Below are 15,328 nucleotides of genomic sequence, written 5' to 3' on the forward strand. Positions count from 1 at the left end.
GGGAGGACATGAGCGATACGGCACAGGCGAGCAGCGCGCCGGCGGGCAAGCCCGCCGAGAAGGAAGCGGACCATCATCCCTACACCAAGCCACGCGATGCTGCGACCTTGATCCTGGTCGACCGCAGCGGCGCGGTGCCGAAGGTGCTGGTCGGCAAGCGCCACGACAAGGTCGTGTTCATGCCCGGCAAGTTCGTCTTCCCGGGCGGCCGCGTCGACAAGTCCGACCATCGCATCCCGGTCGCAGCGCCCATGCCGGCCGAGCTCGAAGCCAATCTGTTCAAGGGCAAGCCGCAGACGACGGCCTCGCGCGCGAAGTCGCTCGCCGTCGCCGCGATCCGCGAGGCCTGTGAGGAAACCGGTCTCTGTCTCGGACGCAAGGTCGGCGGCCCCGCGCCGAAACTGGACGGGCCATGGGCGCCGTTCGCCGACGCCGGCCTGCTGCCCGATCCGTCCGGCCTGTTCCTGATCGCCCGCGCCATCACCCCGCCCGGCCGCATCAAGCGCTTCGACACCCGCTTCTTCACCGCCGATGCCTCCGCCATCACCCATCGTGTCGAGGGCGTGATCCATGCCGATGCCGAGCTGGTCGAGCTGGTCTGGGTCGAGCTTGGCTCCAGACCGCTCGCCGATCTGCATCCGATGACCAAGAACGTGCTCCACGAGCTCGACCGCCGCCTCGCCACCGGGCCGCTGCGCCACGACGCTGACGTGCCTTTCTTCCATTTCTATGGCGGCAAGATGCAGAAGGACGTGCTGGGCGGTTGAGCTGAACGGGACTAGACTGATTGCGTTCATCGGAGAGCCAATCCATGACGCAGTCTCGCAGCCTTCTGCTCGCCTCCGCCGTGCTGATCGCCCTCGCCGCGACGCCGGCGCATGCGGAGCTCGACGTCTCAGCGCTGAAAAGCACCATCGCCGCATCGCTCGAGCGCGACTATCCCGCGCTCGATGTGCTCTACAAGGATCTGCACGCGCATCCCGAGCTCGCCTTCCAGGAGGTGAAGACCGCGGCAAAGCTCGCGGAGCAGATGCGCGCGCTCGGCTTCGACGTGACCGAGAAGGTCGGCAAGACCGGCCTGGTCGCGCTGTACAGCAATGGTGACGGCCCGACCATCATGGTGCGCACCGAGCTCGACGCGCTGCCAATGGAAGAAAAAACCGGCCTGCCCTACGCCAGCCGCGACAAGGCCAATTGGAACGGACACGAGACCTTCGTCGCGCATAGTTGCGGCCACGACGTGCACATGGCGAGCTGGGTCGGGACGGCCAAGACGCTCGTCGGCATGAAGGACAAGTGGAAAGGCACCTTGATGTTCATCGCCCAGCCGGCCGAGGAAGAGGTCGCGGGCGCAAGGGCGATGCTGGCCGACGGCCTGTTCACGCGCTTTCCAAAGCCCGATGTCGGCTTCGCCCTGCACGACGGCGGCTTCGCTTATGGCTCACTTACCTATCGCACGGGAATCGGCTCCTCCAGCGTCGATGGACTGTTCGTTCGTTTCCACGGCCGGGGTGGTCACGGCGCGGCTCCGCACCAGACGATCGATCCTGTGATGATGGCCGCCCGCTTCGTCGTCGACGTGCAGAGCGTGATCAGCCGCGAGAAGGATCCGACCGAGTTCGGCATCGTCAGCATCGGCGCGATCCATGGCGGCACCGCCGGCAACATCGTTCCTGACAACGCGCTGGTGGTCGGCACGATCAGAAGCTTCAAGCCTGAGGTGCGCGCCAAGCTCGTGGCGGGCATCGAGCGCACCGCGAAGGCGGTGGCCGCCATGGCCGATGCGCCGCCGCCGCAGATCGAGATTACCGAGGGCGCGAAAGCCGTCATGAATGATCCGGGCGTCGTCGCGACCGGCGAGAAGGTGCTGCGCGCCGCCTTCGGCGACAAGCTGATGCTGGTCCCGCCGACCACGACCAGCGAGGACTATTCCGAGTTCGTATCGGCCGGCGTGCCCTCGATGTTCTTCGGCATCGGCGTCTATGAGCCCGAGCGCGTCGCCGCCGCGCGCAACGGCAGCGGGCCGCCGCTGCCGCCGAACCATTCGCCGCAATTCGCCCCGGTGCCCAAGCCGACGATCGTGACCGGCGTCACCGCGATGACGCTCGCGGTGCTCTCGGCGTTCGACGCGCGGGCGCAGGGGCAGTAGCGGGTCCGGCCGCGACATGCTGCGCTACGCTCGCCATGAGATGGGCGGTCCAGCCACACGAGAGGTGTCGTCTCGGCGAACGACACCTTTGTTTTTGTTGGCTGCGTGGCCCACGCCGGAATGAGTGTGCTCCATCCGCCACCAAAAACGAAATCGTGTTCTGCGGCGGGTGGCTGACACGCATCAGCCGAGTTCCTATCTGCTGACGAGAGCAATCATCCCGGACGCCCCCACATGGCCCCTCGTCAACTCAAGCTCGGCGCCTTCATGCGCCCGGTCTCCATCCACACCGGCGCGTGGCGCTATCCCGGCGCCTGGCCGGACGCGAATTTCAACTTCGCGCATCTCAAGCAACTGATCCGCAAGCTCGAGGCCGGCAAGTTCGATGCCTTCTTCATGGCCGATCATCTCGCCGTGCTGAACATGCCGATCAACGCGCTGAAGCGCAGCCACACCGTGACGTCGTTCGAGCCGTTCACCCTGTTGTCGGCGCTATCGGCGGTCACCGAGAACATCGGCCTGATCGCCACGGGATCGACCACCTTCGACGAGCCCTATCACGTCGCCCGCCGCTTCGCCTCGCTCGACCACATTTCCGGCGGGCGCGCCGGCTGGAATATCGTCACCACGTCGAACCCGGATGCCGCGCTGAATTTCGGCCTCGACGATCACATGGAGCACGCCGAGCGCTACAAGCGCGCCCGCGAGTTCTACGACGTCGTCACCGGCCTGTGGGATTCCTTCGCCGACGATGCCTTCGTGCGCGATGTCGAGAGCGGGCTGTTCTTCGACCCTGCGAAGATGCATGTGCTCGATCACAAGGGCAAATATCTGAAAGTCCGCGGACCGCTCAACATCGCCCGCCCGGTGCAGGGCTGGCCGGTGATCGTGCAGGCCGGCGCCTCGGAGGACGGCAAGCAGCTCGCGGCAGAGACGGCCGAGGCCGTGTTCACCGGCGGCGGCAGCCTCGCGGATGGAAAGACACTCTATGCCGACATCAAGGGCCGCATGGAAAAGGTCGGCCGCGATCCGGAGCATCTGAGGATCCTGCCCGGTGCCTTCGTCGTGGTCGGCGACAGCGTCGACGAGGCCAAGGAGAAGCGCGCTTTGCTCGACAGCAAGGTGCATGACGACAGCGCCATCGCCTCGCTCTCGGTCATCCTCGGCACCGACGCCTCCGGCTTCGATCCCGATGGCCCGCTGCCGCCGATTCCCGAGACCAACGCCTCCAAGAGCGGCCGCCAGCGCCTGGTCGATGTCGCCGCGCGCGACAAGCTCACGGTGCGGCAACTGGCGCAGCGGGTCGGCGGCTACGGCGGTCTGTCCTTCGTCGGCACGCCTGCGACGATCGCCGACCAGATGCAGGAGTGGCTGGAAAGCCGTGGGTCGGACGGCTTCAACATCATGTTCCCATTCCTGCCGGCAGGGCTCGACGATTTCGTCGACAAGGTGATTCCCGAGCTGCAGCGCCGCGGGATCTTCCGGACGGAGTATGAGGGGCCGACCTTGCGGGAGAATCTCGGCCTGCCCCGGCCGAAAAACCGCTTCTTCCCAGCCTAGGCACCCCAGAATCTGGCCCTCAAACCTTGACTTTGGGGGCTGGCTGGGTAGGTTGCCGGCCAACGGCGCCCCCTCTTTGGCCGGTGCCCACCCTATCCCCGATTCCAGAGGTTCAAGACATGGCCAAGGCGGTCACCATCAAGGTCAAGCTCGTGTCGTCGGCCGACACCGGCTTCTATTACGTCGCCAAGAAGAACTCGCGCACCATGACCGACAAGATGGTCAAGAAGAAGTACGACCCGGTCGCGCGCAAGCACGTCGAATTCCGCGAAGCCAAGATCAAGTAAGATCGCGGTCTGCTGCGACTTCAACGGGGCCGTTTCGGCCCCGTTTTTTATTGGGCCGATGCCTCCACTCCTGCGGCACGGGCCATCTCCCATCTGATCGGTCCATGGGCCGCGGCTGAATCCGGTTCCCGACTTAAGGAGCCATCAACCAAACCCGTGCGATTTGGGGTAGCGGCGCACCCTCAGTAGCGTCTCCCTCCTTATCTTACCGGCAGACCAGCGATGACCGATCTTCAGACTTTGCAATCCCGGCTCGATTTTATCGGCATCGACCATGCGACCCGGGAGGCGCTGCGGGAGCTGCGGCCGCTGATCGGCAAGGTGCTGCCCGGCCTGCTGGACCAGTTCTATGCCCATGTCGGCAAGGTCCCGCATCTCGCCAAGATGTTCTCCAGCCCGGCCACGATGCGGCACGCCAAGCAGGCCCAGCACGATCACTGGATGTCGCTGGCGACCGCGAAGTTCGACGATGCCTATGTGAAATCGGTGACCCGGATCGGCGAGGCCCACAACCGGATGGGGCTGGAGCCGCGCTGGTACATCGCCGGCTATTCGCTGATCGTGACCGGGCTGCAGAAGGCGATCGAGACGGAGATCGCGGACGGCTGGTTCGGCGGCCAGGCGGCGCGCGAGAAGAAGGCCGCGCTGCAGGCTGCGATCACCAAGGCGGCGATGATCGACATGGATCTCGCCATCTCGGTCTATCTCGATGCGGCCAAGACCGAGCAGCACGCCGCCATGCAGCGCATGGCCGACGAGTTCGAATCCACCGTCGGCCAGATCATCAACAAGGTCCATGCCGACGCGCGCACGCTCGAGGTCTCGGCCAACACGCTGACCAAGACCGCCGAGCAGACCCAGCATTTGTCGGCCAGCGCGGCCTCGGCCTCGGGCCAGGTCTCGACCAACGTGCAGTCGGTCGCCTCGGCCGCCGAGGAGATGACCTCCTCGGTGCATGAGATCGGGCGGCAGGTCAGGGAATCGACCACCATCGCCAAGGAGGCCGTTCGCCAGATCGAGCAGACCGATGTCGGCATCAGCGAGCTGTCGCGCACCGCCGAGCGCATCGGCGACGTGCTCAAGCTGATCACCTCGATCGCCGCCCAGACCAACCTGCTGGCGCTGAACGCCACCATCGAGGCGGCGCGCGCCGGCGACGCCGGCCGCGGCTTCGCGGTGGTCGCCTCCGAGGTCAAGGCGCTGGCGTCGCAGACCGCGAAAGCCACCGAGGAGATCGGCCAGCAGATCGAAGGCATCCAGAGCGCGACGCAGTCCTCGGTCGCCTCGATCAAGCAGATCGGCGGCACCATCCAGCAGATCTCGGAGATCGCCGCCGGCATCGCCGCGGCCGTCGAGCAGCAGGGCGCCGCCACAGGGCAGATCTCGCGCAACGTGCAGGAGGTCGCCGGCGGCACTGCGCGCGTCGTCGGCAACATCGGCGACGTCAGCAAGGGCGCCAGCGCCACCGGCACCGCGTCATCCCAGGTGCTGGCGTCGGCGCATTCGCTGTCGCGCGAGAGTGATCACCTCAAGGACGAGCTGGAGACATTCCTGCGCAAGGTGCGCGCGGCGTAGCCCGGTTCAGCCGACGCGCCGGGCGCGTCAGCGTGAGCATCACCCGCCATTCCTCCGCGTCGCAGGAACGGCGGACGACGTTGCACTGAACCGGGCCGACGCACCGGGCGTGCTACATCCCGTGGCTCTGGAACACCGCCGAGCAGCGCTTGCTCAGCTTGGTCCGGTTCTGCGTCAGACAGTTCTGGACTGCGAAGTCATCGCCGAGCTGACTGCGACAGAAGCGCTTGGCATCCGGCGCGCACGCCTTCTGCTCCTGCGGCGTCCCCATGTGGCCCTGGGCCATGGCGAATGACGGCAGAACGGACAGCGACACGGCAACCGCAAACATCAGCTTCTTCATTGGGCGCTCCTTCTTGGGCTGAAACAAACGTTTCCCGCCCAAGGGGGTTCCGACGGAACTGTGCGTCCGAAGACCGGATAGCGAGCGTCGCAGCCAATGCGGCCTGCACATCCCGCTGTGAACGATCAGCGCCTTGCCGCAATTCTCAGCCGGCGCCGGACATCGCCCGCGCCAGCGCAGCACGCGCGAGCAGACGCGTCGAATCCAACGTCGGCAGAGGCGAGTTGGCATCGTCGATGATCAGCGGAATCTCGGTGCAGCCGAGCGCGACGGCGTCGCAGCCATCACCTTTCAACCGTGCGATGATCTTCTGAAAGGTCGCGACGGAGGGCGGCTCGAACCGCCCGTAGACGAGCTCATCCATGATGATGCGGTTGGCTTCGACGCGATCTGCCTCTTTCGGACGCGCGAACGCCAATCCGTGTGCCATCAGGCTGTCCGGATAGACATTGCTGTCGACGAGCCATGTCGTGCCGGTGATGCCGATACGCCTGTAGCCTCTCCTGACCGCCTCCTTGGCCACCTCGTCGGCGATGTGCAGCCACGGCAGCGGTGAGCATGGCAGCACGAGCGGCAACGCCTGGTGGATGGTGTTGTCGGGACAGATCAGGAAATCCGCGCCAGCCGCAGCGAGCTTGTGCGCCGAGGTCAGCATCAGCTCGGCGACGCCATCGAGATCGCCGCGATCGAGGCAGGCCACGTAGTCGGCGAGCGACGGCGTGTGCATCGACACCTCGGGATGGGCATGCGGCCCGAGCAGGTCGGCACCCTCCCTGCAGATCGTGCGATAGCAGAGCGCCGCGCCCTCGGCGGAGCAGCCGACGATGCCGATGTGTCGTGTCATTCGTCGTTCCATCCCATCAACGTCGCCGACGATGATAGCGCGAAAGGCGGCCGAGCGTGAGCATCGCCAGCCGCCCACGCGCACCATCCTCCGTCATTGCAACAGAACGCGCGCACGGCATCGCCAGGGCAGATCACACGCTGATCCGCCCTGCCGAGAGATCCGTTCGCGCTGGCCGGTCCGCAGCTACATCACGCCGCGGGACATCATGACATTTGCCATGTCGTGCCTGAGGCGATCGAGCGCGCGGTGAGCCGCGATATGGTCGAGATCGCCTTGCGTCAGGCCAATATCCACCAGTTGCGCCTCGCTCAGGTCCCGCAGATGCAGTCTCATCATCCGGCGCCGGCGGCTCTCCTGGAACGCCAGCCAATAGCCTGCGAACAGGCCGAACAGTCCCGGAGCCGTGAGGCCTGGCGGCCCCGCCGCATTCTTTTCCGACAATGCGTCGCGCAGCACCGTGACGGATGCGTCTGGACGCGGCGCGGCTGGCACCTGGTGCGCCGCGTTCTTCAGCAATGTGAGAGGACGATCGCGCGTGGCGGCATTGCGCGCGATCTCGGCAGTGAGGTGGCTCTGGGGTGGCATCGGATGCTCCTGCTGCGTGGTGCCGGCAGGGAGCGTGGCCAAACAAAAGGCCCCGTCCGATGCCGGCGGGGCCTGGTGGAATGATCGTGTCGTCGAAAACCTAGCGCACGACTCCTCCCACGGCCCGACTGCGGCGGGTCGTATGTTTGCGGTTGGAGTTGCGCACGACGTTGATCATGGTTTTCATCTATCACGGAGACTGCGCCAGATCAAGGCATGTAGTTCCTGCGCTCGCGGATGAGCACCCATGCGAGGCTGTGTTATGCCGAGCCCCGAGCACACGACGTCTCCGGCAGACTGGTGTCCAGACAGAGGCGCCATCTCACCTCCGTCATTGCGAGCGCAGTGTTTAGCCCGGAGACATAGCTTACACCTGTTCGGGGACATGGTTGACACTTTTGGGGTCACGCAAATCGATCGCTGCGATCTGATGAGCGGCAAAGAAAACTCCGAATTTTCCGTCTTGGCTGAGTGGACGAATAGCGAGTCGCTCACCGCGAAAGGCTTGAGGGACTTTCCAGAGCCGTCCCTCGAAACTGACATAGGCCTTCGTGCTCGACACGGAACGGACGATCTCCCCCTCGTCGTAGTCCACCGTCGGAAGGCGATCCGGCATGGTGCGTTGGCTGGGCCGATAGCGGCTTGCCGGCACATTGAAGTCGAGAGCCTCATGGGGGCGGTCGAGATTGTAGACGGCTCGCCATTCGTCGAGTGCCCGCTGGACATCGGGAAGGTCCCTGTAACGCTTGAAGGCAAAGACCTCGGCCTTCAGGCTGCGGTGGAAGCGTTCGTTCTTGCCGCGGCTCTGGGGATGATAGGGCCGGCTATGGATCGTTCGAACGCCGAGCTTCAGCAGCCAGACCGTCAACGCGGTCCAGGGGTCTTCGAGAGTAAAGCCCCAGGGGCCACCGTTGTCGACGAACATCGCATCCGGCAGTCCATAGCGGCGGAACGTCGTCTCCAAATGTCCTTTGACCGTAGAGCCGCGCTCATTGTCGCAGGCCGCCAGGCACAAGGAAAAGCGCGAGTGATCGTCCAGCGCGGTGAGCGGATGACAAGACACACCGTTCTCCAGCGCACTGTGTCCCTTGAAGTCCATCTGCCACAGCTGATTGGGCGCATCCTTCTCGAACCGCGTGTAGGGCTGCCCGGGCGTGCCGCCAGGCTCCGTCACCCGATCGTAGCGGCGCAGGATGTTATGCACGGTGGAGATCGCCGGGACAGCTTGCCCATCGCGATCGAGACGATGCGCGAGCTTGCGCGCGCCCCAGGCCGGGTGAGCATCGCGCAACGCGACAATCTGCTGCTCAGTCGCAGCTGCGGTGCGCTCCGGACTTCGATGCGGCCGCCGCGACCGGTCCGCCAGCGTCGTATCGCCGGCGTCAGACCGCTCGATCCATTTGTAGCCGGTCTGGGGGCTGATGCCGAACCGCCGACACAGCTGCCGCCGGTTGGCTCCCTCCTGCTTGGCAAGCATCACAAACTCTCGTCGCTGGTCCATGACAGACACCTCTCGCCACGGCATCGCTCGCCCCTTTGCTTGACGAATCGAGCCAATTTTGAGGTGTCAACCATGTCTCCGAACACCTGTCAGCCATGTCCCCGGGCTGAACACTGACGCTCGCAATGACGTCGCGGCGGCTATCTCGCGCTATTGGTCGGTTGTCCCTGCGTCGCCACTTTCAACGACCGGCTACATTCCCCGGCGCGCGATGAGATATCGTGGGTTGTCCCGCAGGCTGTCGAGCGTCTGCAGCGCGGCGATGTGCTCGATCTCGGCGCGCGTGATGCCGATGTCGGTGAGCTCGCGTTCGCTCAGCTCGTAGAGGCTTGCTCGCGCGCTCTCGCGGCGTTGCCGTTCTTGAATGGCGCGCCAGCATCGGCCGATCAGGCGGATGACCAGCCAGGTCGGTCTGGCCGGCGGGCCGGCCGCGTCCTTTTCCGACAACACCTCTTGCAGCGCCGCGATGGACGCTTCGGGTGGCGTCGATGGCTGCACGCTGCTGATCGCGTCTTTGACTGAGGCGATCGAGAGATCGACGTTGAGCCCTGACACGTGCCCGGCGTCGATGATCGAATTGGTCTGGTGGGGTGGCATCCTGCGCTCCTGCTGTTGTGCCGGCAGGGAGCGTGGCCAAACAAAAGGCCCCGTCCGATGCCGGCGGGGCCTGGTGAGAACATCGCGTCGTCAAGCTCCTAGCGCGCGACTCCTTCCACGGCCCGGCCGAAGCGGGTCATGTGGTCGAAGTTCATGATGCGCACGAGTTTGTTCATGACACTTAGATACCACGCTGCCCGCACAACATCAAGCGATATGTCGGCGTCACGCATCCTGGAGGCGAGTTGTTGTTGTCCAACAGCACGCGGGGCCAATCGGCGCTCATGTGATATGCTTCGATCGGGAGTGAGCGATGTACGATCGGATGGCCGACGCCTTTGATGCACAGATGCGGACTTATCGCGGGCATCTTCGCAGGTTGAACCGCGCCCTTGTCGAGGACTACGCACGCCAGAACAGCAAGCACGTGGCCATTGCTATCGAGCAACTGGAACGGGCGGCTCCCGTCACGCTTGCCATCATGCAACTTCACCACGCCATTCGCCGCTCGCCCGCACGCAATTTCTGGCCGCTGATCCGCAAGACCAAGGGTATGCTCTTCATCCAATCAGCCGCGGCCGGCCAGGACAGCCCCTCGCCGTGGCGACGAACGGTGTCGGGCAATCTGCGCTACGCGTTGCCGGGATATCTGCTGTTTTCGCCATGGCCCCCGAACTATCGCCGAAGGGTACGAAACCAGACGATCGCGCTTCAGCGCACGAGCGCCACGATCCAATCGATGGCAGACGAAAATGATACCTGGGTTCATCAACACCTTCACTCGTTCATTTTTTTCCGGACGCAGCAAGCCCGGTGGCTCGTTGACGAGATCAGAGCGCTACAGAGTATTGCGGCCCCGGACAGCATAGCAGCGCTGGACAGGTGGTCCGATGACCCACAGCGCGGCTCGAGCACCACATTGCGGATTTCGCAGGATACACTCGTTTATAGCAACGGCTCAGATCGTTGCGAGATCGAAATCCCCAGCGAGTTCACGAGGCCTCTCGTTGTCCCCTCGACGCCAGATCACGAGTTGAGACTGCATTTGGTTCGGGCTGGACCGCAATCCTACTACCCATGAGTTCGCTGGACGGATTGGCCTGATCGAGGTTCATCACGGCACTCCGGCTCTTCCGGAAATGATCCTCCATATCAGGGCGGGAATCTCCGACAATAACGGCTGACCAGGCGGCGATGACCCACGCTACGCACCGCGCCCCGCCATGAAGCGTTCCAAGATGTCAGCCAGCGAGCCCGAAACGCCTCCCAAGACCATGAGGACCAAAAGATCGGTCTGCACACCGAGCGCTTCGAGGACCAAGACCCCGCACAACATCAGCACGCCGGTCATAACACCCATGCGAAGCGGCTTCATGTTTTCCCCCAACGAGCAAGCAACGCCACGATCAAGCTAACATAAGACGCCTGACGTTCGCAGGTCCGATCAGCGTCAGCCTTATTTTCGGGCGTCCGTCCGAGCGCGCCGACATGATCCTGCGCCAAAAGACGAGCTTCTCGAACGCTTTCAACCATATCACTCTCGTCGGCTGTTCGGAGCGCAATTTGCGCTTTCTTTTTTCCAGAAATAGTGCTACCTCCATGACATCCCACCTCGCCATGAGGGGCGCATCGCGATCGTCACGAGCGTGAGGTGGGTTGCGGTGGGCGTGTCGGGGTGCAGCGTGGTTGATCCGCGCGGACGAACATCCTGATGCGCACGGTGAAGCCGTGTGGTCCTGGCCTCCCGACGCTGAGGCCAAGCGGGCGCTGCGACGAAGCGCGCCGGTGACGGGGGCAAGAACGCCGGTCCCCGGGGAGAGCACGGAGTAAGCCGTAGAGCCATCGCGCAGGGAGGGCCGGATGTCCGGCTCGTACCTGTGGTTCTGCCGCGTGCTTTCTTTCTGCACGCGGACCATGGGTGCGACCAGCACCCGGCCTTCCCTGCGCCCTCTGTTCTCGAAGAGGGTCTTGACGGACATAGCTCGGGCGCGGAATGCGCGGCGAGGATGATGATTTATGTCTTGGAGTATGCTGCCGCACACTCGCTGTCATTCCGGGGCGCGACGCAGTCGCGAGCCCGGAAACCATACCCCGAGCCGTGGTCTGGCGAAGGCAGCCGCCACTGGCACCTCGCGAAACAGAGCCGTTCGTGGCTATGGATTCCGGGCTCGCGCTACGCGCGCCCCGGAATCACGTGTGGAGAGGGGTCGGCCGCTCGCGATCAACGCATTCGGAGTGATAAGGCGGCGCAGCGCCCCTGCCCTCTATCGGCCCCGGCCGGCGGCCTGCGGCAGGAATTGCGGCTGATGCACCGGCGCGATCGCCACCGCGCGGTTGCGCCCCTCGTTCTTGGCCCGATACAGCGCATTGTCGGCGCGCTTCATGACGTCGGCGATCGGCTCGCCCTTCTGCTCCAGGGTCGACAGCCCGATCGAGGTCGTGACCTCGATGCGCTTCTCGCCCTTGTGCACCGAGAACGGCTCGTTGGCGACCGAGCGCCGCAGCCGCTCGGCGACCATCCCGGCGACGTGCAGGTCGGTCTCGGGCATCACGATCACGAACTCCTCGCCGCCATAGCGGCAGGCGAGATCGATGCCGCGGATCGACTTGCGTACGCGCATCGCGAACTCGCGCAGCACGTCGTCGCCGGCGTCATGGCCGTAATTGTCGTTGATCGACTTGAAGTAGTCGATGTCGAGCATCATCAGCGCCAGCGGCTTGCCGCGGCTCGCGGCCTGGTCGGCCAGCGTCGACAGATGCGTCTCCATGTAGCGGCGATTGTGCAGGCCCGTCAGCGCGTCGGTGATCGCCATCTCGATCGAGTTCTGGACGTTGTCGCGCAGATGGTCGGTGTAGCGGCGCTTGCGGATCTGGGTGCGTGCGCGCGCCAGCAGCTCGTTCTTGTCGACGGGGCGCAGCAGATAGTCGTTGACGCCGATCTCCAGGCCGCGCAGCAGCCGCGAATTGTTTTCCGCATCGGCGATCGCCAGGATCGGCACGTGGCGCGTGCGCTCCAGCGAGCGCAACTGGCTGCACAGCCTGAGGCCGTCGAAATCGTTGAGGTCGAGCGAGACGATGACGAGGTCGTAATTGCCCTCGGCGGCGTTGAACACGGCCTCGGCCGGATTGGTCTCGACGTCGACGGAATGCTCGGTCGCCAGCATCGGACCGAGCCGCTCATGGGACGACGGCCGGTCGTCGACCAGCAGCACCTTGCCGCCCCTGCCGCTATCGGCCACGGCGTTGCGCTCGGGCGCCTGCACGCCGATCTCCAGCGAAGTCAGCGCGCGCATGCGCAGCTCGTCGGTCATCATCTTCAGCCGCGTCAGCGAGCGTACGCGCGCGATCAGCACGACGTCGGAGACGGGCTTGGTGAGGAAGTCGTCGGCACCGGCCTCCAGGCCGCGCACGCGGTCGGACGGGCTGTCGAGCGCCGTCACCATGACGACCGGAATGAAATGCGTGGCCGGATTCGACTTCAGCCTGCGGCAGACCTCGAAGCCGTCCATGTCCGGCATCATGACGTCGAGCAGGATGATGTCGCATTCGGCGCGCTGGCAGATCTGCAGAGCCTCGGCGCCGTTCGCGGCGGTCAGCACGTCGAAATATTCGGCCGACAGCCGCGCCTCCAACAGCTTGACGTTGGCCGGGACGTCGTCGACGACGAGGATACGCGCGGACACTGCAGAAACTCCTTAGCCGATAAAGCGGCGTACCGTTTCAATGAATTTTCCGACCGAGATCGGCTTGGAAAGATAGGCTTCGCAGCCACCCTCGCGGATGCGCTCCTCGTCGCCCTTCATCGCAAAGGCCGTCACTGCCACCACCGGGATGGCACGCAAATCCGGATCGTCCTTGATCCATTTCGTCACTTCCAGGCCCGAGACCTGCGGCAGCTGGATGTCCATCAGGATCAGATCAGGGCGGGTCCGGCGCACGATGTCGAGCGCCTCCACGCCGCTGGACGTACCGGAGGTCTGGTACCCGTGGGCTTCCAACAGATCGCGGAAGAGCTTCATGTTGAGCTCATTGTCTTCCACGATCAGGACGGTCTTGCCCATCCGCCCCTCCGAATCACTGACACCGGCATGTCCTCTGGCGGACGACTGTCCACCGCTACTCATCTAATTCAAACTAGCCCCAGATTCGTTCAAACCCGTTAAGGTGGGATTCCATCTTTCCCCGAGATGGTTTCCACTTGCTTGAACCCATTCCGAAGACTCGGGCATGATGGGCGCAAAGTAGAGCCGACAAGTTAACGGAAAGGCAAATCCGCCGTTGAAAAAGCCCGTTCGAAATCCGCGCGAAGTCGCTGAAATCGTTGCAGTTCAGGCCCTCGGCTTCCTGGCCGGCGAACCGGAGCGGCTGGGCCGTTTCCTGGCCGAGACCGGGATCGGGCCGGAGACGCTGCGATCCTCGGCCGCCGACCCCAATTTCCTGGTCAGCGTGCTCGATTTCGTGCTGCGCGATGACGAGACGGTAAAGGCTTTTGCCGCCCACTCCAAGTTACATCCCACCAATATCATGGCAGCACGGCAGGTATTGGGCGACCGCCAGTGGGAGCGCGACGTGCCGTGACCGGCTCGGCGCCAGCGAGCGGGTCACGCGCGGTCAGCGGGCCGACCTGCTTCTGCCGAGACTGCCTGACGGACCTCGACGATGGCGCGCGCCGCTGTTCGGGCTGCGGCTCGCCGCGCCTCGTCCGCCATCGCGCCCTGCCCGCGCTGACGCTCGCCCATATCGACTGTGACGCGTTCTATGCAACCGTCGAGAAGCGCGACAATCCAGAGGTCGCCGACCGGCCCGTCATCATCGGGGGCGGCAAGCGCGGCGTGGTGTCGGCGGCCTGCTACATCGCCCGCACCTATGGCGTGCGCTCGGCGATGCCGATGTTCAAGGCGCTGGAGCTGTGTCCCTCGGCGGCCGTGCTTCCCCCGGACATGGCGAAATATGTCCGCGTCGGGCGTGAGGTCCGGCAGGCGATGCAGGCGCTGACGCCGCTGGTCGAGCCGCTGTCGATCGACGAGGCGTTCCTCGACCTCTCCGGTACCGCGCGCGTCCACGGCATGATCCCGGCCAAGGTGCTGGCGCGCTTCGCCCGCGACGTCGAGCAGACCATCGGCATCACGGTGTCTGTCGGGCTGTCCTGCAACAAGTTCCTGGCCAAGATCGCCTCGGATCTCGACAAGCCGCGCGGCTTTGCCGCGCTCGACCAGGAGGAAGCACTGATGATGCTGGCCGACAAGCCGGTCGGCTTCATCTTCGGCGTCGGTCCGGCGACCCAGCAACGGCTGGCGAACCAGGGCTTCCGCACCATCGCCGACCTGCAGCGCGCCGACGAGATCGAGCTGATGAAGCAGTTCGGCGGCGACGGCCGCAGGCTGTGGCGGCTGGCGCGCGGCATCGACGACCGCAAGGTGGTGGCCGACCGCGGCGCCAAGACGATCTCGAGCGAAACCACCTTCGACACCGACATCCGCGACTACGTGACCCTGGAAAAGACCCTGTGGCGGCTGTCGGAGAAGGTGTCGGCACGGCTGAAGGCGAGCCAGCTCGCCGGGTCGACCATCACGCTGAAGCTGAAGACCGCGGACTTCCGTCAACGAACGCGCTCGCAATCGATCGCGGCGCCGACGCAGCTCGCCGGCAAGATCTTCGCAATCTGCAAGGAGATGCTGGCGCGCGAGACCGACGGCACGGCGTTCCGGCTGATGGGCACAGGCGTCAGCGCGTTGCGCCCGGGCTCGGAGGCCTCCGACACCGACATGCTCGACCGCCGCTCGGCCTCGGCCGAGCGCGCGATCGATGCGCTACGCAAGAAGTTCGGCCAGGCCGCGGTGATCCGCGGCATCGCCTATGACGGCCCGGAGCAGACCGAATGACG

General features: G+C 64.8%; 16 protein-coding genes. 8 read left to right on the top strand and 8 right to left on the bottom strand.

Going from position 1 to position 15,328, the window contains the following annotated elements; genetic code table 11:
- Positions 1-8 precede the first annotated feature (8 nt).
- The 5 genes from QW845_RS24535 to QW845_RS24555 all read left to right on the top strand — a co-directional run bounded on the left by QW845_RS24535 (position 9) and on the right by QW845_RS24555 (position 5,571).
- On the top strand, positions 9-767 hold the full coding sequence (locus QW845_RS24535) for an NUDIX hydrolase (RefSeq protein WP_315804103.1): 759 nt from the start codon (positions 9-11) through the stop codon (positions 765-767).
- A 44-nt stretch (positions 768-811) separates the two neighbouring features.
- Positions 812-2,149 carry an amidohydrolase gene (locus QW845_RS24540; RefSeq protein ID WP_315804104.1) on the top strand — a complete coding sequence of 446 codons (1,338 nt, stop codon included), beginning with the start codon at positions 812-814 and terminating at the stop codon, positions 2,147-2,149.
- Positions 2,150-2,383: 234 nt separating this feature from the next.
- Positions 2,384-3,709: an LLM class flavin-dependent oxidoreductase gene (locus QW845_RS24545; protein ID WP_315804105.1), complete on the top strand. Its 1,326-nt coding sequence runs from the start codon at positions 2,384-2,386 to the stop codon at positions 3,707-3,709.
- Positions 3,710-3,828: 119 nt separating this feature from the next.
- Positions 3,829-3,996, top strand: coding sequence for a 50S ribosomal protein L33 (gene rpmG, locus QW845_RS24550; protein ID WP_006611239.1), 168 nt, complete (start codon positions 3,829-3,831; stop codon positions 3,994-3,996).
- A 222-nt stretch (positions 3,997-4,218) separates the two neighbouring features.
- A complete protein-coding gene (locus tag QW845_RS24555) occupies positions 4,219-5,571 on the top strand; it encodes a globin-coupled sensor protein (RefSeq protein WP_315804106.1) in 1,353 nt (450 codons plus the stop codon).
- A gap of 112 nt (positions 5,572-5,683) precedes the next feature.
- On the opposite strand, the gene QW845_RS24560 is transcribed toward QW845_RS24555, so the two are convergent.
- The 5 genes from QW845_RS24560 to QW845_RS24580 all read right to left on the bottom strand — a co-directional run bounded on the left by QW845_RS24560 (position 5,684) and on the right by QW845_RS24580 (position 9,444).
- Positions 5,684-5,914, bottom strand: coding sequence for a hypothetical protein (locus QW845_RS24560; protein WP_315804107.1), 231 nt, complete (start codon positions 5,912-5,914; stop codon positions 5,684-5,686).
- A gap of 145 nt (positions 5,915-6,059) precedes the next feature.
- Complete coding sequence (locus tag QW845_RS24565) at positions 6,060-6,758, bottom strand: aspartate/glutamate racemase family protein (protein ID WP_315804108.1); 699 nt, start codon at positions 6,756-6,758, stop codon at positions 6,060-6,062.
- A gap of 186 nt (positions 6,759-6,944) precedes the next feature.
- Positions 6,945-7,346 carry a DUF1127 domain-containing protein gene (locus QW845_RS24570; RefSeq protein ID WP_315804109.1) on the bottom strand — a complete coding sequence of 134 codons (402 nt, stop codon included), beginning with the start codon at positions 7,344-7,346 and terminating at the stop codon, positions 6,945-6,947.
- Positions 7,347-7,713: 367 nt separating this feature from the next.
- On the bottom strand, positions 7,714-8,871 hold the full coding sequence (locus QW845_RS24575) for an IS481 family transposase (protein WP_315800828.1): 1,158 nt from the start codon (positions 8,869-8,871) through the stop codon (positions 7,714-7,716).
- A 168-nt stretch (positions 8,872-9,039) separates the two neighbouring features.
- Complete coding sequence (locus tag QW845_RS24580; protein ID WP_315804110.1) at positions 9,040-9,444, bottom strand: DUF1127 domain-containing protein; 405 nt, start codon at positions 9,442-9,444, stop codon at positions 9,040-9,042.
- Between the two features lie 313 nt (positions 9,445-9,757).
- Between QW845_RS24580 and QW845_RS24585 the strand changes: the two genes are divergently transcribed.
- Complete coding sequence (locus QW845_RS24585) at positions 9,758-10,525, top strand: hypothetical protein (RefSeq protein WP_315804111.1); 768 nt, start codon at positions 9,758-9,760, stop codon at positions 10,523-10,525.
- Between the two features lie 123 nt (positions 10,526-10,648).
- Here the strand turns inward: QW845_RS24585 and QW845_RS24590 are convergent, their stop codons facing one another.
- From QW845_RS24590 to QW845_RS24600, 3 genes are all read right to left on the bottom strand, one after another.
- Positions 10,649-10,819 (bottom strand): hypothetical protein, encoded by a 171-nt coding sequence (locus QW845_RS24590; protein ID WP_315804112.1) that lies wholly within the window; start codon positions 10,817-10,819, stop codon positions 10,649-10,651.
- Positions 10,820-11,708: 889 nt separating this feature from the next.
- Positions 11,709-13,127: a PleD family two-component system response regulator gene (locus QW845_RS24595; RefSeq protein WP_315804113.1), complete on the bottom strand. Its 1,419-nt coding sequence runs from the start codon at positions 13,125-13,127 to the stop codon at positions 11,709-11,711.
- 12 nt (positions 13,128-13,139) lie between these two features.
- Positions 13,140-13,505: a response regulator gene (locus QW845_RS24600; protein WP_008964019.1), complete on the bottom strand. Its 366-nt coding sequence runs from the start codon at positions 13,503-13,505 to the stop codon at positions 13,140-13,142.
- 217 nt (positions 13,506-13,722) lie between these two features.
- On the opposite strand from QW845_RS24600, the gene QW845_RS24605 reads away from it, so the two are divergent.
- Entirely contained in the window at positions 13,723-14,022 is a 300-nt protein-coding gene (locus QW845_RS24605) for a DUF3572 domain-containing protein (RefSeq protein WP_315718395.1), read from the top strand.
- Positions 14,001-15,326, top strand: coding sequence for a DNA polymerase IV (locus tag QW845_RS24610; protein ID WP_315804114.1), 1,326 nt, complete (start codon positions 14,001-14,003; stop codon positions 15,324-15,326). Before QW845_RS24605 ends, QW845_RS24610 begins: the two co-directional genes overlap by 22 nt.
- The last annotated feature ends 2 nt before the right edge of the window (positions 15,327-15,328 follow it).

Origin of the sequence: Bradyrhizobium sp. SZCCHNS3002 (assembly GCF_032377435.1) — a bacterium.
Taxonomy (GTDB): domain Bacteria; phylum Pseudomonadota; class Alphaproteobacteria; order Rhizobiales; family Xanthobacteraceae; genus Bradyrhizobium.

Coding starts and splice junctions, on each gene's coding strand:
- QW845_RS24580 (WP_315804110.1), bottom strand. CDS start 9,444: ATGCCACCCCACCAGACCAATTCGATCATCGACGCCGGGCACGTGTCA.
- QW845_RS24535 (WP_315804103.1), top strand. CDS start 9: ATGAGCGATACGGCACAGGCGAGCAGCGCGCCGGCGGGCAAGCCCGCC.
- QW845_RS24575 (WP_315800828.1), bottom strand. CDS start 8,871: ATGCCGTGGCGAGAGGTGTCTGTCATGGACCAGCGACGAGAGTTTGTG.
- QW845_RS24565 (WP_315804108.1), bottom strand. CDS start 6,758: ATGACACGACACATCGGCATCGTCGGCTGCTCCGCCGAGGGCGCGGCG.
- QW845_RS24545 (WP_315804105.1), top strand. CDS start 2,384: ATGGCCCCTCGTCAACTCAAGCTCGGCGCCTTCATGCGCCCGGTCTCC.
- rpmG (WP_006611239.1), top strand. CDS start 3,829: ATGGCCAAGGCGGTCACCATCAAGGTCAAGCTCGTGTCGTCGGCCGAC.
- QW845_RS24600 (WP_008964019.1), bottom strand. CDS start 13,505: ATGGGCAAGACCGTCCTGATCGTGGAAGACAATGAGCTCAACATGAAG.
- QW845_RS24570 (WP_315804109.1), bottom strand. CDS start 7,346: ATGCCACCCCAGAGCCACCTCACTGCCGAGATCGCGCGCAATGCCGCC.
- QW845_RS24555 (WP_315804106.1), top strand. CDS start 4,219: ATGACCGATCTTCAGACTTTGCAATCCCGGCTCGATTTTATCGGCATC.
- QW845_RS24560 (WP_315804107.1), bottom strand. CDS start 5,914: ATGAAGAAGCTGATGTTTGCGGTTGCCGTGTCGCTGTCCGTTCTGCCG.
- QW845_RS24585 (WP_315804111.1), top strand. CDS start 9,758: ATGTACGATCGGATGGCCGACGCCTTTGATGCACAGATGCGGACTTAT.
- QW845_RS24540 (WP_315804104.1), top strand. CDS start 812: ATGACGCAGTCTCGCAGCCTTCTGCTCGCCTCCGCCGTGCTGATCGCC.
- QW845_RS24590 (WP_315804112.1), bottom strand. CDS start 10,819: ATGAAGCCGCTTCGCATGGGTGTTATGACCGGCGTGCTGATGTTGTGC.